This window comes from Nocardiopsis sp. NPDC049922, assembly GCF_040660275.1.
Taxonomy (GTDB): Bacteria; Actinomycetota; Actinomycetes; order Streptosporangiales; family Streptosporangiaceae; genus Nocardiopsis.
Genome location: NZ_JBFAME010000009.1, coordinates 198,174 through 216,357, shown reverse-complemented (window position 1 = coordinate 216,357; position 18,184 = coordinate 198,174). Strand labels below are relative to the sequence as shown.

The 18,184-nt window shown below is 72.5% G+C and carries 17 protein-coding genes; 10 read left to right on the top strand and 7 right to left on the bottom strand.

The annotated features are described in order from the left end of the window. Positions 1-97 precede the first annotated feature (97 nt). The 3 genes from AB0I72_RS18395 to AB0I72_RS18385 form a co-directional block, all read right to left on the bottom strand. On the bottom strand, positions 98-889 hold the full coding sequence (locus AB0I72_RS18395; RefSeq protein WP_358569767.1) for an IclR family transcriptional regulator: 792 nt from the start codon (positions 887-889) through the stop codon (positions 98-100). 288 nt (positions 890-1,177) lie between these two features. Next, positions 1,178-1,633, bottom strand: coding sequence for a MarR family transcriptional regulator (locus AB0I72_RS18390; RefSeq protein ID WP_358569764.1), 456 nt, complete (start codon positions 1,631-1,633; stop codon positions 1,178-1,180). Then, entirely contained in the window at positions 1,630-2,268 is a 639-nt protein-coding gene (locus AB0I72_RS18385; protein ID WP_358569761.1) for a DJ-1/PfpI family protein, read from the bottom strand. The genes AB0I72_RS18390 and AB0I72_RS18385 overlap by 4 nt, the downstream gene beginning before the upstream one ends. A gap of 508 nt (positions 2,269-2,776) precedes the next feature. On the opposite strand from AB0I72_RS18385, the gene AB0I72_RS18380 reads away from it, so the two are divergent. After that, positions 2,777-4,153 (top strand): GntP family permease, encoded by a 1,377-nt coding sequence (locus AB0I72_RS18380; protein ID WP_358569758.1) that lies wholly within the window; start codon positions 2,777-2,779, stop codon positions 4,151-4,153. Positions 4,154-4,194: 41 nt separating this feature from the next. On the opposite strand, the gene AB0I72_RS18375 is transcribed toward AB0I72_RS18380, so the two are convergent. After that, on the bottom strand, positions 4,195-4,899 hold the full coding sequence (locus tag AB0I72_RS18375) for an FCD domain-containing protein (protein ID WP_358569756.1): 705 nt from the start codon (positions 4,897-4,899) through the stop codon (positions 4,195-4,197). A 135-nt stretch (positions 4,900-5,034) separates the two neighbouring features. Between AB0I72_RS18375 and AB0I72_RS18370 the strand changes: the two genes are divergently transcribed. Next, on the top strand, positions 5,035-5,550 hold the full coding sequence (locus AB0I72_RS18370; protein WP_358569753.1) for a gluconokinase: 516 nt from the start codon (positions 5,035-5,037) through the stop codon (positions 5,548-5,550). A 139-nt stretch (positions 5,551-5,689) separates the two neighbouring features. Further along, positions 5,690-6,217 (top strand): hypothetical protein, encoded by a 528-nt coding sequence (locus tag AB0I72_RS18365; RefSeq protein WP_358569751.1) that lies wholly within the window; start codon positions 5,690-5,692, stop codon positions 6,215-6,217. Here the strand turns inward: AB0I72_RS18365 and AB0I72_RS18360 are convergent. After that, complete coding sequence (locus tag AB0I72_RS18360; RefSeq protein WP_358569748.1) at positions 6,188-7,036, bottom strand: alpha/beta fold hydrolase; 849 nt, start codon at positions 7,034-7,036, stop codon at positions 6,188-6,190. The genes AB0I72_RS18365 and AB0I72_RS18360 overlap by 30 nt on opposite strands. Further along, entirely contained in the window at positions 7,033-7,461 is a 429-nt protein-coding gene (locus AB0I72_RS18355; RefSeq protein ID WP_358569745.1) for a helix-turn-helix domain-containing protein, read from the bottom strand. The genes AB0I72_RS18360 and AB0I72_RS18355 overlap by 4 nt, the downstream gene beginning before the upstream one ends. 404 nt (positions 7,462-7,865) lie before the next feature. On the opposite strand from AB0I72_RS18355, the gene AB0I72_RS18350 reads away from it, so the two are divergent. From AB0I72_RS18350 to AB0I72_RS18320, 7 genes are all read left to right on the top strand, one after another. Next, positions 7,866-9,533: an ABC transporter substrate-binding protein gene (locus tag AB0I72_RS18350; RefSeq protein ID WP_358569742.1), complete on the top strand. Its 1,668-nt coding sequence runs from the start codon at positions 7,866-7,868 to the stop codon at positions 9,531-9,533. 148 nt (positions 9,534-9,681) lie between these two features. Then, positions 9,682-10,686: an ABC transporter permease gene (locus AB0I72_RS18345; protein WP_358569739.1), complete on the top strand. Its 1,005-nt coding sequence runs from the start codon at positions 9,682-9,684 to the stop codon at positions 10,684-10,686. Next, positions 10,686-11,669, top strand: a complete 984-nt coding sequence (locus AB0I72_RS18340; RefSeq protein ID WP_358569736.1) for an ABC transporter permease — start codon at positions 10,686-10,688, stop codon at positions 11,667-11,669. The genes AB0I72_RS18345 and AB0I72_RS18340 overlap by 1 nt, the downstream gene beginning before the upstream one ends. Before the next feature lie 2 nt (positions 11,670-11,671). Continuing rightward, entirely contained in the window at positions 11,672-12,727 is a 1,056-nt protein-coding gene (locus tag AB0I72_RS18335; RefSeq protein ID WP_358569733.1) for an ABC transporter ATP-binding protein, read from the top strand. After that, positions 12,724-13,827: an oligopeptide/dipeptide ABC transporter ATP-binding protein gene (locus AB0I72_RS18330; RefSeq protein WP_358569730.1), complete on the top strand. Its 1,104-nt coding sequence runs from the start codon at positions 12,724-12,726 to the stop codon at positions 13,825-13,827. Before AB0I72_RS18335 ends, AB0I72_RS18330 begins: the two co-directional genes overlap by 4 nt. A gap of 81 nt (positions 13,828-13,908) precedes the next feature. Beyond that, entirely contained in the window at positions 13,909-15,492 is a 1,584-nt protein-coding gene (locus AB0I72_RS18325; protein WP_358569727.1) for a serine hydrolase domain-containing protein, read from the top strand. 117 nt (positions 15,493-15,609) lie between these two features. Continuing rightward, positions 15,610-17,223 (top strand): serine hydrolase domain-containing protein, encoded by a 1,614-nt coding sequence (locus AB0I72_RS18320; protein ID WP_358569724.1) that lies wholly within the window; start codon positions 15,610-15,612, stop codon positions 17,221-17,223. Between the two features lie 53 nt (positions 17,224-17,276). Here AB0I72_RS18320 and AB0I72_RS18315 read toward each other — a convergent pair whose 3' ends face one another. Continuing rightward, the gene (locus tag AB0I72_RS18315; RefSeq protein WP_358569721.1) at positions 17,277-18,167 is read right to left on the bottom strand and encodes a 3-methyladenine DNA glycosylase; all 891 of its coding nucleotides are present in this window, start codon (positions 18,165-18,167) and stop codon (positions 17,277-17,279) included. Positions 18,168-18,184: the final 17 nt, after the last annotated feature.

Here is an 18,184-nt window from a genome sequence, read left to right as displayed (position 1 = left end):
AACTGTGTCAGGGCCGGGGCTGGCGTGGAACCCACCACTCCGACCTGCGGATATCGCGAGGCTCAGCGGCGGAGGGCGATCGGGCGCGGGGTGGCGGTCAGTAGGGGGTGGCGCCCAGGTCCCGGGATATCGCGCGGGCGGCGTCGCGCACGTAGGAGACCTGTTCCATGTCCGGCTTGCCGTCGTCCGCCGCCAGGCGCTCCACCGCGCCGCGCACACCGATGCCGCCCACGGTGACGCCGCGCCGGTCGCGGATGGGCGCGGCGATGGAGACCTCGCCCTCGACCAGCTCCTCGGCCTCCCACGCCCAGCCGTTGTCGCGCACCTCGACCAGCTGCGCCTCCAGGGCGGCCGGGGAGACGACGGTGCGCCGGGTGAACGCGGGGAGCGAGACGACCCCGCCGGACTCCGAGGCCGGGGTGTCCTCCTCGGGGACGGCGAGGGGGTCGAAGGCCATGAGGACCTTGCCGATGGCGGTCGCGTGCAGGGGCAGCAGGTCGCCCACGTCGAGTGTCTGCCGGGTCGAGTCCGGGCGGAAGACGTGGTGCACCACCAGGACCTGGCTCTTGTGGAGGGTGCCGATCCGCACGCTCTCGCCGCTGCGGGAGGCGAGGGTGTCGGCCCAGTTCAGGGCACGGGTGCGCAGTTCGTTCCCGTCGAGGTAGCGGGTGCCCAGGCTCAGCATGCCGCCGCCCAGGCGGTAGCGACCCGACTCCGGGTCCTGCTCGACGAACCCCACGTGCTGGAGGGTGCGCAGGATGCCCAGGGCGGTGCCCTTGGGCAGTTCGAGGGACCGGGAGATCTCCGCCAGGCTCAGCCCCCGGGCGCCGCTGGCCAGGAGCCGGAGGATGGCGGCGGCGCGTTCGATCGACTGGATTCTTCCCGGCATGGGGGTGCAACCACTCTCTAGTACGACAATGTCATACGCGAAATGCTACTACGCGATGTGACACGTCACACCTCGCGTGCGTTTCGGCTCCGTGTGCGGTCGGGCAAGTGTAGCCCCCGACCCGCGCCCTGACCTGCGGGGGGAGGAGGTTCACAGCTCCGCGACGGCCTTGGTGATCGCCCCGGCGGCGGCCTCGACATCGCTGTCGGTGATGCCCGGGTGAAGGACGAGCCGGATGAGTGCGACGCCGACGGCGGAACCGACGACACCGGGGCGATCCGGGCGGAGTCAGGACTCCCCGATCCGGTCCAGGGCCTGGGACAGCAGCCGCAGCGACTCCAGGGCGCGTTCGGTCTCCTCCTCTCCCAACTCGTCCACCAGCGCGTCCGCGACCCGGGCGTGGTCCGGGCGGATGCGGCGCATCGCCGCCACACCCTGCTCGGTGAGGGCGAGCAGCTTGGCCCGGCTGTGCGCCGGGTTGGGCCGGTACTCGGCCATCCCCTGGTCCACCAGCAGGTCCGCCATGCGCTGGACGCTCTGCCGCGAGATGCCGAACCGGCGGGCGATCGCCGACACCGTCAGCGGCTCGTCGGTCACCGCGCCCAGCACCTGCCACCGCGCCGCCGTCAGCCCCACCGGTCTGGCCAGGCCCTCGGCCACGCTGAGGAGCTGCCCGTTGAGGCGGAACACCGTGAGCGCGGCGCCCGACAGCAGGTTCGAGTGGTTCCTGTCCGCCGAGGTCATGCGTGGGACGCCTCCGCGAGGACGGCGAAGGCCTCCGGGTCGTGCTGGCTGAACAGCCGGTACCAGGCGTCGAGGACGCGCGGCGAGTACAGGTCCAGCATCGCGAAGATCTCGCGCGCGAACTCCATCGGCGCGGTGGGGCCCGCGGTGATCAGGTCCCCGTCGGTGACCGCGAGTTCGGAACGGTAGTGCGCGATCCCGGCGTACCCGGTGGCCAGGAGGTACTCGGGGGCGCCGCTGGTGTGGGCGCGGTCGTCGAGGAGCCCCTCGCGGGCCAGCCCGGCGGTCGCGCCGCAGATGGCCCCGACCGGGACGCCGGCGTCGAGGAAGATCCCGGCGGCGGAGGTGAAGGGCGTGAGCGCCTCGGGGTCGGCGTCCCAGAGGTCGGAGCCGGGGAGGATCAGCATCGCGCTGGCGGAGGGCTTGAGCTGGGGGAGCGCGAGGTCGGGCAGGACGGTGAGCCCGCCCATCGTGGTGACGGGAGCGCCGGTGAGGCCGACGGTGACCACGTCGTGGCGGCCGGGGCGTCGGTGCGCGTGCCCGTTGCGGATGTGCGCGACGGCGTGCCCGATCTCCCAGTCGGCCATCTGGTCGTAGACGGCGAGGTGGACGATGCGCTTGGGTGCTTCGATCATGACAGCATCCTGTCATGTTGACATCATGTTGTCAATGGAGGAGTGTCCGAGAGATGCTGTGGGGAGGTGTGCGCCGTCGCCCGCGGGCGCGCGGTCGCCCGCGGCCGTGATGACACGGTAGGGACTCCCCGCGAGCTCTGTGGGCATATTGGCGCAGAAACGGTCTGCCGTGCCTTTTCGGACGGCGCACAATGTCACGGCTCCCGCGAAGGAAAAGCGGAGAGGGGTGACCCCCGCCGACCGGCGCCGGCCGCCGCCTCCTCGTCGCCGTCGGCGTCTGACGACGAACCGCACCGTCGGGCCCGTGGCGCCCCGCGCCACGGGCCCGAACGCGTGCCCGCGTGGGCGGGGAGGGTGACGCGGGTCTCGTGGATGTAACAGATCCGAACGACCCGCTTCACACGGGCTCACAAATGGTATTACCATTGCGGTCGCCTGCCCCAAGTGCAGGTCAGGGCCGTGTCATCGGCGGCCCAGTGTCCACATCCGCCCATCGGAAGGCTCCGTCGTGGAGAACTTCGAACCCGTCTACGGCACGGGACCCCTCCTCGGGATCGCGGCTGGTGCCATCGCCCTCCTGCTGCTCCTGATCATCCGCTTCCGACTGCACGCGTTCGTCGCGCTCGTCCTGGTCAGCGTCCTGACCGCGCTCGCGACCGGCATCCCCGCCGCCGGCGTGGTGCCCACCCTCCTCGGCGGCTTCGGCGGCACCCTCGCCAACGTCGCCCTCCTGGTCGGCCTCGGCGTCATGATCGGCCGCCTCCTGGAGGTGACCGGCGGCGCAGCCGTCCTCGCCGGGGCCCTGATCAAGGCCTTCGGGGAGAAGCGAGCCCCCCTCGCGCTCGGCGTGGCCTCCCTGCTCTTCGGCTTCCCGATCTTCTTCGACGTCGGCCTCATCGTCATGCTGCCGATCGTCTTCAGCGTCGCCCGGCGCCTGGGCGGATCCGTGCTCACCTACGCCCTGCCCACGGCCGGTGCGTTCGCGGTCATGCACGCCTTCGTCCCGCCGCACCCCGGTCCGGTCACCGCGGCGGTCGAGATCGGCGCGGACATGGGCCTGGCCCTCCTCGTCGGCCTGGTCCTGGCCATCCCCACCTGGTATCTCTCCAGCTACCTCTACGGCCTGTGGGCGGGCAGACGCTTCGAGATCCCCGTCCCCGACGACATCCTGGCCGACGGCACCGTCCAGCACGACGACCCGCCGCGCCTGGCCACCGTCCTGGGCATCCTCCTGCTCCCGATGGTGCTGATCTTCGGCAACACCGGCACCGCCACCCTCGTGGCGACCGGCGCCGTCGCCGAGGACGCCCTGTGGGTGCGGGTCCTGCAGCTGCTCGGCCAGACGCCGATCGCGCTGCTGCTGACCGTGCTCGTCGCGATGGTCGCGCTCGGGCACGGACGGTACTCCCGCGCGAGTGTCGAGCAGATCGTCGGCGAGGCGCTAGGCCCGGTCTGCGGCATCATCCTCATCACCGGCGCCGGCGGCATGTTCGGCGGCGTCCTGCGCACCAGCGGCATCGGCGAGGCCCTCGCCGGGACCCTGGAGTCCACCGGGCTCCCCGTGATCGTCGCGGCCTTCGTCATCGCGCTGGCCCTGCGGGTCGCGCAGGGTTCGGCGACGGTGGCCCTGACCACGGCGGCCGGCCTCATCGCTCCCGCGGTGCACGCCACCAGCGGCCTGTCCTCGATGGACCTGGCCCTGATCGTCATCGCGATCGCCTGCGGAGCGACCGCCTTCTCCCACGTCAACGACTCCGGGTTCTGGCTGGTCGGCCGGTTCCTCGGCATGGACGTCAAGACGACGCTCAAGACGTGGACGGTCATGGAGACCCTCATCGGCTTCGTGGGCTTCGGCCTCGCCTTCGGCCTGAGCCTGGTGGTGTGACCGGTTCCCGCGCGGGTGACGGGCGGGCGGATGCCCGCCCGTCACGCGCTCCCGTCGGCCTCCAGCGCGACGGCGACCTCGCTGACGATCGAGCGCATCGCCGCCTCGGCCACGTCGGGCAGACCGTCGGCGACGGCCCTGGCCACAGCCGTGTGCAGGCGCAGCGCCTCCGGACGGGGGTTGCGCGGCATGAGGTGGAAGGAGGTGCGCCCGATCAGCACCTCGGCCACCACCTGGGAGAGTCCGACGAACATCTCGTTCGCCGACAGCTCCAGGATCCGGCGGTGGAAGGCGATGTCCAGGTCGAGGAAGGCGTCCAGGTCACCGGCCTGGCCGGTGCTGGTCATCCGCTCGGCGACCACGACGAGCTGGGCGCGTTCCTCGGCGTCGCCGCGCGCGGCGGCGAGGGCGGCGGCGGCCGGTTCCACGGCGGCGCGCAGTTCGTTGAGCGAGCGCAGCTGGGCCATCCGGCCCGGCCCCGCCAGGCGCCAGCGGATCAGCTGGGGGTCGAAGACGCTCCAGTCCGAGCGCGGGCGCACGCGGATCCCGGTCCGGGGCCGGCTGACCACCAGGCGCATCGACTCCAGGACGCGGACGGCCTCGCGGGCGACCGTGCGGGAGACCCCGAAGTCCTCCTCCAGTCCCTGGAGCGTGAACGCGTGGCCGGGCTCGTACTCGTCGGCGGCGATCGCGGGGCCCAGGACCGCCAGCACGCGGTTGTGCAGTGTGCGGTTGTCAGTGCCCATCGTGCTCCCAGCGCTTCCGGATGGCGCCCGCCGTGTGGGGCGCGGCCAGCCCGAAGCCTAGTCGGACTGATTGATATCACTATTGATGACGGTAGTCGTGTGCGCACGCGGGTACCAACGAGAGCGGGAGAGACCATGCACTTCGTCTTCATGGGCGTCTCGGGCAGCGGCAAGACCACGGTGGCCGCGCGCGTGGCGGGGCGGCTCGACCTCCCCTTCGCGGAGGCCGACGCGTTCCACTCCCCGGAGAGCGTCGCCAAGATGGCCGCGGGGGTGCCGTTGACCGACGAGGACCGGTGGCCCTGGCTGCGCGACCTCGCCGCGTGGATCGCCGGGCACGACGCGCGCGGCGAGTCCACCGTCATGGCGTGCTCGGCGCTCAAACGCTCCTATCGCGACGTGCTGCGCGCGGGCGCCCCGGATGTGCGCTTCCTGCACATGAGCGGGTCCTTCGAGGTGATCAGCGCGCGCATGGGCGCCCGCGAGGGCCACTTCATGCCCCCCGCGCTGCTGGAGTCGCAGCTGGCCACCCTGGAGGACCTGGGCCCCGACGAACCGGGGGAGGTGTTCGACGTGCGCGAGGACGTCGACGTGCTCACCCGGCGCGCCCTGGCCTACGTCGGCCGCCAGTCCCGCCCGGCCGGGGCCTGAACTCCCCACGGGAACGCCTCTGACCCGCGGTTTCCGGACGGCTGTCGCGGCCCACCGTGGGTTGGGGGCCTCGGCTCGGGGTGGATACGGACCATCCCCCTGTTGCGCCGTGCCCGCGCCGCACGCGACCCTGTTCGTCATGTATGAGACGGTTTCCTCCCCCTCCGTCGCCGAGCGGCGGCCCGAGGCCGCCGCGCCGACCCCCGGCACCGGCCTCCTCGCCGGACGCCGCCCCGGTGAACGGGCCCCGTCGGACGTGCTGCAGGCCTGCGTCCTGATGGTCGCCACCGCACCCTTCTTCGCCTTCCTCGCCTACACGGCCTGGGACATCATGGGCGCGGGCGACGTCCCGGCCCCGGTGGCCACCGGTCTGTGGGCCGTGCTGGTCGGCTCCGCCGCGGCGGGTGCGGCGATGGCCGGGCTGGCCGTCCCGGTGCTCAGGGCCGTGCCCCTGCTGTGGCGGGTGTCCCAGGCGGGCGCCCTCCTGGGGATGGCCGTCGCCCTGTCGGGCCTGCACCGGGCGGCCCAGATCGCCAGTACCCCGCTCATGGTCGCCGGGGCCCTGGCGGCACTGGCCGCCATCCTCGTCAACGTCGCCCTGTGGACCACGGTGGTCCGACGCTGGTGCTCGGCGGGCTCAGCCGGTCGCGTCGGCCAGGAAGGCTGAGAGTCTCCCGCCCTGCCCGAGGATCGCGTGTCCGGTCCCGGGCAGGACGGTCACCGCGGCGTGCGGGACGAGGGCGCGCACGCGACGGGCGGTCCCACGGGAGTCGAACATCGCGTCGCGGTCGCCCACGACCACCAGCGTCGGCATCGCCAGGCCGCGCAGGGCGTCGTCGGAGAACACGGGCAGCCGTTCGGTCCGCGGCCGGAACCCGGCGAAGGTCTCCTCCACGGCCTCGAGCACCTCCCGGTCCTCGGGGTCCCTCAGGCCCGTGGCCGCCCGCACCGAGCGGCGTCTGCCCCACGCCCCGAACAGGCGCAGCAGCAGGGCCGCGAGGATCCGCTCCGTGGTCTGCCGACCCACCCCGCCCGGGCACAGCAGTGCCAGGCGGCGGATCCGCTCCGGGCGCCGGACGGCGTGGTCGAGGGCCACCCAACCGCCCAGGGAGGCCCCGACGAGCGCGGTCTCGGCGATCCCCAACCCGTCCAGGACCTCGTCCAGCCACGCGGACAGGGCGTCGGAGTCCAGGGGCGGGCGCGAGGGCGCGCTCAGGCCCGGCTCGCCGATGAGGTCGACGCAGTGGACCCGGTGTCGCCGGGCCAGGGCGGCGGCGTCCTCCCGCCACATGGTCGTGTTGGCGCCCGAACCGTGCAGGAGCACGACCGGGGGCGCGTCCCGCGGCCCGCAGACCACGACGAAGGTCTCGCCCTGGCGGGTGGCCACCCGCCGGTGCTCGACGGGGACGGGCCAGACGGCCAGGTCACGGCGGTAGCGGTCGCGGATCGCCCGCTCGTCGGCCGCCGACCGGTAGATGACGCTCACGGGGCGAGCACCCCCTCCACGCAGTCGAGCATCCGGGCCGTGTCCGCCAGGCCGCCCAGGACGACGACCTTCATCCGCGACCGCTCGGCGTCGAAGACCGTCTGGACGCGCAGCGGCGGGCCGTCCGGGCGGGGGCTGGCGGCCACGCTGGTCAGGAGTGTGGCCACGCGGTCGGCGGTCGCCCGGTCCACGCCCTCCACCTCCACGATGCTCGACACCTCGCTGTGCCGCCGTCCGGGCGCCGCGCCCGGCGGACCGGGCACCGGTCGCCCGGTGAAGGCCTCCAGGTCGGACTGGGCGATCCGGTACTGCTTGCCGATGCGCACCGCGTTGAGCCGCCCGTCGCGCACGTAGTTGCGGATGGTGCGGACGTGCAGGCCCAGCAGCTCGGCGACCTGTTCCACGGAGTAGAGACGATCATTCACAGGGCTACTCTAACCTTCCGTATCTTCCACGGCAACAGGGAAGTTTGAGGAATCTTGGGCCCATGTGGCTCCGGGCGCTCCGTGTCCGGTGTCGGACCAGGGTCCCCAACGTCACGTTCGTGGACAAAAAAGACAAAGATTGAACGTCCTATCATCCCTTTCAATTCGGGCACTCGGCTATCAATAACCATATAATTCACTGTGGGGTTTCTTTCCCGCGGTTCACGTGATAGCGAGTCCGGCCTGCACGCGGCGCACACAAAACCCGACCTATGGATCGCGGCACAGAACTGAAACGGTTGTATTAACACCCAGCCGTCCATCTTCCCCGGCGGACTTCACGCGGTTTAGGGTCCGATCTATCGACCAGGGCCTCGACCCCCCCGCCCACACCGAGGTGGACCATGTTCAGGAAGTCTTCCCGAAGGCCGCTCGCGCTCATCGCCGCGGCCGCCTCACTCGTACTGGTGGCGACAGCCTGCGCCGAGAGCGATCGCGAGGGATCGGGTGGCGACGACTCCGAGCCGTTCGTCTTCGCGAGCGCCGGTGACATCAGCACCCTCGACCCCTTCTTCACCAGTGACGGAGAAACTTTCCGCTACAGCAGGCAGGTCTTCGAAACACTGCTGAAGCACGAATCCGGCGGCACGGAGATCGTCGGCGGCCTCGCCGAGGACTGGGAGCAGTCCGAGGACGGCACCGAATGGACCTTCCACCTGCGGGACGGCGTCACCTTCCACGACGGCGAGGAATTCAACGCCGAGGCGGTCTGCGCCAACTTCGACCGCTGGTACAACATGACCGGCCCCTACCAGGACGGCAACAACTCCTACTACTGGCAGACGATCTTCGGCGGGTTCGCCGAGAACGAGAACGAGGACATCGGCGAGCCCCGCTTCGAGTCCTGCGAGGCGACCGACGAGCTCACCGCGGTCATCACCATCGCCGAGTACTCCTCCGTCTTCCCCGGCGGCTTCTCCCTCGCCGCGTTCGGCATCATGAGCCCGGCCGTGATCGAGCAGGTCGCCGACGAGGAGATCACCGGCGAGCCCGGCAACTTCACCCTCCCCGCCTACACCCAGGAGGCCGGGACGGTCGCGGGGACCGGGCCGTTCCGCGTCACCGAGTGGAACCAGGACCAGGCCGAGGTCGCCCTGGAGCGCTACGACGACTACTGGGGCGAGCCCGCGGGCTTCGAGACGATGATCCTGCGCGCCATCCCCGACGAGAACGCGCGCCGCCAAGCCCTGGAGGCGGGCGACATCCACGGCTACGACCTGGTCGCCCCCGCCGACGTCGAACCCCTGGAGGCCGCCGGGTTCCAGGTGCCCACCCGCGGCGTGTTCAACGTCCTCTACATGGCCTACCAGCAGGAGACCAACGAGGCCCTCGCCGACGCGGAGGTCCGCCGGGCCCTCGCGCACGCGGTCGACCGGCAGCGGATCGTCGACACCATCCTCCCCGAGGGCGGCGAGGTGGCCACCCAGTTCATGCCCGACACCCTCGACGGCTGGTCGCCCGACGTCCAGACCTACGAGTACGACACCGACCTGGCGCAGCAGATGCTGGAGGACGCCGGGCAGGAGGACCTGACGGTCGAGTTCTGCTACCCCACCGACGTCACCCGCCCCTACATGCCCGCGCCGCGCGACATCTTCGACGTCATCGCCGCCGACCTGGAGGCCGTCGGCGTCACCGTGGAGCCCACGACCTACGAGTGGACCGAGTACATCCCGCGGACCAACGCGGGCGACTGCGACATGTACCTGCTCGGCTGGACCGGCGACTACAACGACGCCTACAACTTCATCGGCACCTGGTTCAGCGGCCCCTCCGACGAGTTCGGACTGCGCGACGAGGACCTGTTCGAGGCCATGGCCGAGGCCAGCTCCAACCCGGACACCGAGGAGCGGGTCGCCGCCTACGAGGACCTGAACGAGCAGATCATGGAGATCCTGCCGGGGCTGCCCATCTCCAGCTCCCCGCCCTCCATCGCCTTCGCGGCCAACGTCAACCCGCCGAACGTGAGCCCGTTGACCCAGGAGGAGTTCCGCGAGGCCTCCTGGCAGTGACCCGCGCCCCCTCCCCCCGACGGGGAGGGGAGGGGCCCGACCACGACCCCGGTCGGGCCCCTCCCACCGTGCGCACCGGCGCACCCGCCCCACCCCGGCGGGGCGCCGCCGGTCTCATCGTTCCCACCGCTGACGAAAGGCGGCGAAGGTGCTGCGATTCATCGTCAGGCGCGCCCTGCAGCTGATCCCCACCCTGGGGGGACTGTCGATCCTGCTGTTCGCCTGGCTGCAACGGCTGCCCGGCGGCCCGGAGTACGCCCTCCTCCCCGACGACGCCACCGAGGAGCAGCGCGAGGCGCTGCGGCGCGCGCTCGGCCTGGACGAACCCTTCACCGTCCAGTACCTCGCCTTCCTCCGGAGGATCGCCCAGGGCGACCTGGGCGCCTCCCTCCAGACCGGCAGACCCGTGCTCACCGAGTTCCTGACCCGGTTCCCCGCCACGATCGAGCTGTCCGTGACGGCGATGCTCATCGCCGTCTCCGTCGGCATCCCGCTCGGCTACCTGGCCGCGCGCAGGCGCGGCTCGGCCCTCGACTTCGCGGCGGTCGGCGGCTCTCTCCTCGGGATCTGCACGCCGGTCTTCTTCCTGGCGTTCATCCTCAAGGCGGTCTTCGCCGAGACCCTGGGCTGGCTGCCCTCCGCGTTCCGCCTCTCACCGGGCCTGAGCCGCACCGACATCACCGGGTTCGTGCTGCTCGACGCCGTCATGACCCGCGAGTGGGACGTGGTCTGGGACGGGTTCCTCCATCTGATCCTGCCCGGCCTCGCCCTGGCCTCGATCCCGCTGGCCGTCATCGTCCGCATGACCCGCGCCAGCGTCCTGGAGGTCCTGGGCGAGGACTACGTGCGCACCGCCGACGCCAAGGGCCTGCACCGCCGCACCGTGCGCACCCGCCACGTCATGCGCAACGCGATGCTCCCCGTGGTCACCGCCGTCGGCCTGCTCACCGGCAGCCTCTTCGCGGGGGCGGTCCTGACCGAGAGCGTCTTCGCCTTCCCCGGCATCGGGTCCTTCGTCTACTCCGCCACCCAGGAGCGCGACTACCCGGCGCTGACCGGCTTCATCCTGCTCATCGCCACCATGTACGTCTTCATCAACCTGCTGGTGGACATCTCCTACAGCCTCCTCGACCCGAGAGTGCGGGCCCAGTGATGCCGACGACACCCAGCTCCCCACTCCTCGGCCGCAAGGCGGCCAAGGTCGACCGGCTCGCCGAACTCATGGGCGAGCGGTCCGCCGACGGCCACGGCGCGAGCGTCTGGCGGGAGGCCCTCTCCCGCATGCGGCGCAGTCCGATGGCGATCGCGGGCGCCGTCGTCGTCGTCGTGTTCCTGCTCATCGCCCTGGGCGCCCCGCTGATCGCGCCCTACAGCCCTGTCGCCCAGACCTGGGGAGACGAGGTCTTCCCCAACCGCAACGTGTTCGTCGGCCCGCGCGCCGAGAACTGGTTCGGACTGGACAACCTCGGCCGCGACCAGTTCTCCCGCATGGTGATCGGGGCCCGGCAGACCCTCCTGGTCGGCGTGGTCGCCACGGTCGTCGGCTTCGGCGTGGGCGCCCTGCTCGGTGGGACGGCCGGCGCCGCCTCCGTGCTCGGCGGACGCTGGGGCCGCCAGCTCGACAACGTCATCATGCGCGTCATCGACATGATGCTGGCCCTGCCCACCCTGCTGCTCGCCGTCACCGTCGCCGCGCTCATCGGCCCCAGCCTGCTCACGGTCATGCTGGCGGTCGGCGTGGCCCAGGTGCCGATCTTCGCCCGACTGCTGCGCGGCGCGATGATCTCCCAGGGCGGACGCGACTACGTGCTCGCCGCGCGGGCGCTGGGCGTGGGCGAACGCAGGATCGCGCTGACCCACATCCTGCCCAACTCGATGGGGCCGGTGATCGTGCAGTCGACGCTGACCCTGGCGACCGCGATCATCGACGCCGCCGCCCTGTCCTACCTGGGCCTGGGCAACCCGGACCCGTCCTTCCCCGAGTGGGGGACGATGCTCGCCGACGCCCAGCGCTTCCTGTCCAGCGCCCCCTCCCTGGCGGTCTACCCCGCCCTGGGCATCATCGTGACCGCGCTCGGCTTCACCCTGCTCGGTGAGGCGATGCGGGAGGCCCTCGACCCCAAGCTGAGGAAGTAGCCATGAGTTCCAGCACGCCACTGCTGACCGTGGACGAGCTGTCCGTGGTGTTCCGGCGGCGCGGGGCCGACGAGACCCGCGCCGTGGACGGGGTGTCCTTCACCCTGGAGGAGGGCCGGGTCACCGGTCTCGTCGGCGAGTCCGGGTGCGGCAAGAGCGTCACGTCGCTGGCCCTGATGGGGCTGCTGCCCGACCGGGGCGTGTCGGTCGGCGGCTCCGCCGTGCTGCGGCTGCCGGACGGGAACGTCGACCTGCTCGCCCTGTCCCAGAAGCGGATGCGCGACCTGCGCGGGTCCCAGCTGGCGATGATCTTCCAGGACCCGCTCAGCTCGCTCAACCCGGTGGTCCCCATCGGCCGCCAGGTCACCGAGATCCTGAAACGCCATCGGGGCCTGGGCGGGGAACGGGCTCGCAAGGAGGCCGCCGACCTGCTGTACCGGGTGGGCATCCCCGATCCGACGCGGCGGCTGCGCGAGTACCCGCACCAGCTGTCCGGCGGCATGCGCCAGCGCGCGCTGATCGCGATGGCGGTCGCCTGCCGCCCCCGGCTGATGATCGCCGACGAGCCGACCACCGCGCTGGACGTCACCATCCAGGCGCAGATCCTGGAACTGCTGCGCGACCTGGTCGTCGAGGAGGGCACCGCCCTGCTGATGATCACCCACGACCTGGGCGTGGTCGCCGGGCTGTGCGACGACATCAACGTCCTGTACGCGGGGAGGGCCGTGGAGCGGGCGTCCCGGTCGCGGCTGTTCGCCGACCCCACCCACCCCTACACCGTCGGACTGCTCGGCTCCATCCCCCGGCTGGACGCCCCGCGCGGCGAGCCGCTCACGCCGGTGCGGGGGTCGGTCAACGACAACATCGCCTGGGCCGACGGGTGCGCCTTCGCCCCGCGCTGCGACCACTACGCGATGGCGTGCCTCCAGGGGCCTCCCGCGCTCGTGTCGGCGGAGGGCGGCGGCGCCCACGTGCACCGCTGCGTGAACCCCTCCGGAGACGCCGAGGCGGTGCGGGCGCCGGACGGGGCGGCCGAGGACGAGGAGGAGCGGGCATGAGTCTGCTGCGGATCGAGGACCTGAAGGTGCACTTCCCGATCAGGCGGGGGGTGGTGATCGACCGGACCATCGGCCACGTGCGCGCGGTCGACGGGGTCAGTCTGGCGGTCGAGCGCGGCCAGACCTACGGGCTCGTGGGCGAGTCGGGCTGCGGCAAGACCACCCTGGGCCGCGCCGTGCTGCGCCTGGCGGACATCACCGGCGGCGCGGTGTGGTTCGACGGACGGGACCTGGCCGGACTCGACGCGCGGTCGATGCGCCGGGAACGGCGCAGACTCCAGATGGTCTTCCAGGACCCGCTGGGCAGCCTCAACCCCCGGCAGAACGTGGGGTCGATCCTCATGGAGGGGTTGCGCGCGCACGGGATCGGCGGGCCGGACGGGGGAGAGGACGCGCCGCGCGGTCGCGCGCTCGGGAGACTCGTGCTCCAGGACCAGCGGAGGCGCGTGGTCGAGGCCCTGGAACGGGTGGGGCTGTCCGCGAAGGCGCTCACCCGCTACCCGCACGAGTTCTCCGGCGGACAGCGCCAGCGCATCGGGATCGCCCGGGCCCTCGTGCTGGAACCGGACCTCATCATCTGCGACGAACCGGTGTCGGCGCTGGACGTGTCGATCCAGGCCCAGGTGCTGAACCTGCTGGAGGAGCTCCAGGGCGAGCTCGGACTGACCTACCTGGTGATCGCGCACGACCTGGCGGTGGTCCGCCACGTGAGCGACGTGGTCGGGGTGATGTACCTGGGCGGTCTGGTCGAGGAGGCCGACAGCGACGACCTGTACCGGACGCCGCTGCACCCCTACACGCGGTCGCTCATGTCGGCGGTGCCCGTCCCGGACCCGCAGGTGGAGGACGCCCGGGAGCGGATCCTGCTCGCCGGGGACCTGCCCTCGCCCGCGAACCCGCCGTCGGGGTGCCGCTTCCACACCCGGTGCCCGTGGCGGCAGGACGAACGGTGCGCCACGGAACGGCCGGAGCTGCGGCGGTTGGAGGGCGCGCCGGAGACGGGCGCCCACCGGGTGGCGTGCCACCACGCCGAGAGGATCCTGTCCGGTGAGATCCAGCCGAGCGAGGAGCGCGCCGAACGCATCGTGCACGGGGGGTGAGGCCCGTCCGGGGCCGATCCACGCGGCCCCGCCCCAGGGTGGTGACTTCCGGGGAGGCGTGGGGCGCGTCACCATGGGGTTATGGGCGAGCCCGCTGGTCAGGGCCACGGGAGGACCTTCCCGTCGGCGAGGGGAGAACGTACCCGCCCGGCCGAGGCGCCCGGGCGGGTGTGGCTGGTCGGCCTGGCGGTGGGTCTGGTCGCGGCCGTCCTCGCCTTCCTGTTCGCCCCCGTCGCCCCGCCGCCGATCCCGACGGTCGAGGGTGCCGAAGCGCTCGCCGACGACGTGGCGACCGTGCTCGACGCCCGGGACGTGCAGGGGCTGGTGGTGGCCCGCTTCCCGGTCGACGACCCGGACGCGGTCGCGTTCGCGCGTGCTGGGACCGAGGGCGGCACGGTCCCCGTGGACGAGGAGACGCGGTTCGAGACCGGTTCGCTGTTCAAGACGGTCACGGCGATGACCCTGGCGGACATGGTCGACCGGGGCGAGACCTCGCTCGACCGCACCCTCTTCGAGATCTTCCCCGACGTCGACTTCGCCGACCCGGCCGTCGCCGGGGCCTCGCTGGAGGATCTGGCCACCCACCACTCCGGTCTGCCGACCGTTCCCGACGGCATGGTCCTGCGCGCCCACGTCCTGCCGACGCTCACCCTCACCGACCCCTTCGCGGCGGTCCCGCCCCCGGTGGAGGCGCTGGAGACGACCACGGCCGACGAGCCGGGCGCGTTTCAGTACTCCAACCTCGGCTTCTCCGTGCTCGGCGCGGCGCTGGCCGCCGAGAGCGGCACCCCCTACGGGGAACTGGTCGCCGAGCGGGTCCTGGAGCCGCTCGGCATGGACGACACCGTCATCGGCGTCCCCGGGGGAGGGGCGCGTCCCCACAGCGTTCCCGGGGCGCCGACCGAACCGTGGCACAACACCGCCTACGCTCCCGCCGGGAGCGCCACCTGGAGCACCCCGGCCGACCTGACCCGGCTGCTCACCGCCGTCGCCCGGGGCACCGCACCCGGCGCGAGCGCCGTGCAGCCGGTGTACGAGTGGATTCCGGCCCCCCGGAACGGGTCGGACCACGCCGCGATCGGATTGGCCTGGTTCACGGTGGACGTGACCGGTGTCGGCTCGGTGACCAGGCACGCCGGTGACACGTTCGGCACTAGTACCATGCTGGCCTTCGACGACACCCAGGGCGTGGTCGTCATGGCCAACAGCCAGAGCGTCGACGCCATGGACCTGGCCTACGCACTCCTCGGGGACGACCCCGAGCCGCTGCCGCCCGCACCCCCCACCCCCGTCACGGTGGCCGTGACCGCGATGACGGTGGTCGCGCCGGTCCTCCTGCTCTCGCTCATGGTGCGCCGCCGGACCCTCGTCACCGGGAGCCCGCTCGACCGGCTGCGCGTCGTGTCGCTGTCCCTGGGGGCGGTGGCCTGGCTCGTCGCCGGACAGCGCCTCGGTGACTGGACCTGGGCTCCGTTGGCGCTGTGGGCCCTGGCAGCGGGAGCCGTGGCGGCCGGGGTGACGGTCGGGGTGTGGCACTTCCGTCGGGCGCCGACGGAGAACGGGCGGTGGCGGTGGCTGCACGTGCCGGTGTTCGTCCTGTCGGTGATCTTCTCCCTGGCCCTCGGCTCGCTCACGCTGTGGGGCCTGGTGGCCGCCGCCGCGTGATCCGGGCGGCCCCACCAGCCCACATGACAGATGTCATCACCGATCCGGTCGATCCTCACGGTCGGACGGTGACAGCCGCGACTTCCGGGCGCGCGGGCGTCCGGACACGCTGGGGGCATGACGACCGCCGACCCCCGCGTCCAGTCCCCGCCCACCCCACCGAAGCGCGCGACCCGCCGTCCCCTCCCGGCCGCGGCGCCCGGGCGGGTGTGGCTGGCCGCACTTGCGGTGGGCGCGGTCGCCACCGTCCTCGCCTTCCTGTTCGCCCCCGCCTCCCCGCCGCCGCCCGCGGTGTTCGGCGGGGACGAGACACTCGCCGACGACCTCGACACCGTGCTCGACGAGCGCCGCGTCCAGGGTCTGGCGGTGGCCCGCTTCCCGGTCGACGACCCGGACGCGGTCGCGTTCGCGTGGGCGGGGACGATCGACGGCTCCGTCCCCGCCGACGAGGACACCCCCTTCGAGACGGCGTCCGTGTTCAAGACCGTCACCGCGATGACCCTGGCCGACATGGTGGCGAACGGCGAGACCACGCTCGACCGCACCCTCGCCGAGGTGTTCCCCGACGTCGACTTCGCCGACGCGGCGGTGGCCGGGGCCACGTTGGAGGATCTGGCCACCCACCACTCCGGTCTGCCGACCGCTCCCGACGGCATGACCCTGCGCGCCCACGTGCTCCCCTCCCTCGTCTTGACGGACGCCTACGCCGCCGCCCCGCCCCCGGTGGAGGCGCTGGAGACGACCACCGCCGGTGAGCCGGGCGCGTTCGAGTACTCCAACCTCGGCTTCTCCGTGCTCGGCGCGGCGCTGGCTGCCGAGAGCGGCACCCCCTACGGGGAGCTGGTCGCCGAGCGGGTCCTGGAGCCGCTCGGCATGGACGACACCGTCGTCGTCGCGGGGGTCCCCGAGGGCGGCGCGGCGCCCAACGTCGTGCCCGGATCGCGCGTCGAACCGTGGCACAACACCGCCTACGCGCCCGCCGGGATCACCACCTGGAGCACCACCGCCGACCTGACCCGCCTGCTCACGGCGGTCACCCAGGGCGCCGCGCCCGGCATGGACGCCCTGGAACCCGTGCACGAGGGCCTCGCCTTCCCCGGCGTGCCCGCGGACCACGCGTCCGGGCTCGGCGACTTCGACATCGGGCTGGCCTGGATCTCCTCCGACTGGGCGGACGTCGGTCGGGTGACCTCGCACAGCGGCGGTACGCTCGGCACCAGCACGATGGTGGCCTTCGACGACACCCACGGGGTGGTCGTCATGGCCAACTCGATGAGCGTCGACTCCCTGGGCCTGAGCCGCGAACTCCTGAAGGACGAACCCGAGCCGTTGACCGGTGGCACCCCGGTCTGGCTCACGACCGTTCCGACCGTGATGATGGCGGTGATCCCCCCGGTGCTCCTGCTCTCCCTCCTGCTGCGCCGTCGCACGCTGGTGACCCAGCGTCCGCTGGACCGGCTCCGCGTCGTGTCGCTCTCCCTGGGCTCCCTGTCCTGGCTCGCCGCCGGACAGCGGGCCGGTGACTGGACCTCGACCCCCGCCGTGCTGTGGGCCCTGGCCGTCGGTGCGGTGGCCGCCGCGCTGACGGTCGGGGTGTGGCACCTACGCCGGGCGCCGACGGACAACGCGCGCTGGCGGTGGCTGCACGTGCCCGTGTTCGTCCTGTCGGTGGTCTTCTCCCTCACCCTCGGCTCGCTGATGGTGTGGGGACTGGTGGCCGCCTCCGCCTGACGGGACTCCTCGCGGCGCCGGTCGCCGGTACCGCCCCCGTCGCGTGCGACCGGTCAGGCCGCGCGCAGGGCCGCGCAGACGTCGAGCAGCCGCCGCCGGAGCGCGGCGCCGCGCTCGGCGAACCCCTGCTGGGCGGCCATGTACTCCGCCTTGCCGTCGGCGGTCTCGATCCGGACCGGCGCGTACCCCCACGCGAGCAGGTCGTAGGGGGAGGCGCGCATGTCGAGGACGCGGATGTCCCGGGACAGCTCGAAGCAGTCCACCAGCAGCTCGGACGGGACCGCCGGGGCGAGCTTGTACGCCCACTTGTACAGGTCCATGTTGGCGTGCAGGCAGCCCGGCTGGTCCAGTTCGACCTGGGCGTCGCGGGACGGCTGGAGGGTGTTGAGCGGCCGGGCGGGCTCGGTGAAGAACCGGAAGGCGTCGAAGTGGGAGCACCGGATCCGGTGCGACTCCACGACCCGGTCGGTGCCCTCCCGGCCGAGCCGCAGCGGCACCTGGCCGTGCCGGACCTCGTCCGTCCGGTACACCATCGCCCACTCGTGCAGTCCGAAGCACCCCAGGTGGGCGGGGCGCTCGGCGACCGCCGACAGCAGCCGTTCGACGAAGTCCACGACGCGCCGGGCCGCGCGGAAACCGTCGACGTCCAGCCCCACGGCCCCGCCGGTTCCGGGGACCTCGGTGTAGAAGCGCTCCTCCAGACGGGCGCGGGCGGCCGGGCCCAGCAGGACGGTCCCCACGCCGGGGTGCCAGCGCCGCATCTGCGAGGGCTTGAGGTTGTAGTAGGTGAACAGGAAGTCCTCCACCGGGTGGCGCTCGCCCTCCGCGCGGCGCCGCAGGTGGTCGGCGAGCAGCGCGTCCACGCGCCGCTCGTGCCGCAGGGCGCGCCCGCGCCACTCGTGCTCGGCGAGGGCGGTCACCGCCCCGGTCGTCGTTCCCGTCACGGCCCCCAGGGTACGCG

What these genes read in the sequence shown, in the direction of transcription:
- AB0I72_RS18395 (WP_358569767.1), bottom strand. Translation starts at nt 889, where the DNA reads ATGCCGGGAAGAATCCAGTCGATCGAACGCGCCGCCGCCATCCTCCGG.
- AB0I72_RS18390 (WP_358569764.1), bottom strand. Translation starts at nt 1,633, where the DNA reads ATGACCTCGGCGGACAGGAACCACTCGAACCTGCTGTCGGGCGCCGCG.
- AB0I72_RS18385 (WP_358569761.1), bottom strand. Translation starts at nt 2,268, where the DNA reads ATGATCGAAGCACCCAAGCGCATCGTCCACCTCGCCGTCTACGACCAG.
- AB0I72_RS18375 (WP_358569756.1), bottom strand. Translation starts at nt 4,899, where the DNA reads ATGGGCACTGACAACCGCACACTGCACAACCGCGTGCTGGCGGTCCTG.
- AB0I72_RS18370 (WP_358569753.1), top strand. Translation starts at nt 5,035, where the DNA reads ATGCACTTCGTCTTCATGGGCGTCTCGGGCAGCGGCAAGACCACGGTG.
- AB0I72_RS18365 (WP_358569751.1), top strand. Translation starts at nt 5,690, where the DNA reads ATGTATGAGACGGTTTCCTCCCCCTCCGTCGCCGAGCGGCGGCCCGAG.
- AB0I72_RS18350 (WP_358569742.1), top strand. Translation starts at nt 7,866, where the DNA reads ATGTTCAGGAAGTCTTCCCGAAGGCCGCTCGCGCTCATCGCCGCGGCC.
- AB0I72_RS18340 (WP_358569736.1), top strand. Translation starts at nt 10,686, where the DNA reads ATGCCGACGACACCCAGCTCCCCACTCCTCGGCCGCAAGGCGGCCAAG.
- AB0I72_RS18335 (WP_358569733.1), top strand. Translation starts at nt 11,672, where the DNA reads ATGAGTTCCAGCACGCCACTGCTGACCGTGGACGAGCTGTCCGTGGTG.
- AB0I72_RS18330 (WP_358569730.1), top strand. Translation starts at nt 12,724, where the DNA reads ATGAGTCTGCTGCGGATCGAGGACCTGAAGGTGCACTTCCCGATCAGG.
- AB0I72_RS18325 (WP_358569727.1), top strand. Translation starts at nt 13,909, where the DNA reads ATGGGCGAGCCCGCTGGTCAGGGCCACGGGAGGACCTTCCCGTCGGCG.
- AB0I72_RS18320 (WP_358569724.1), top strand. Translation starts at nt 15,610, where the DNA reads ATGACGACCGCCGACCCCCGCGTCCAGTCCCCGCCCACCCCACCGAAG.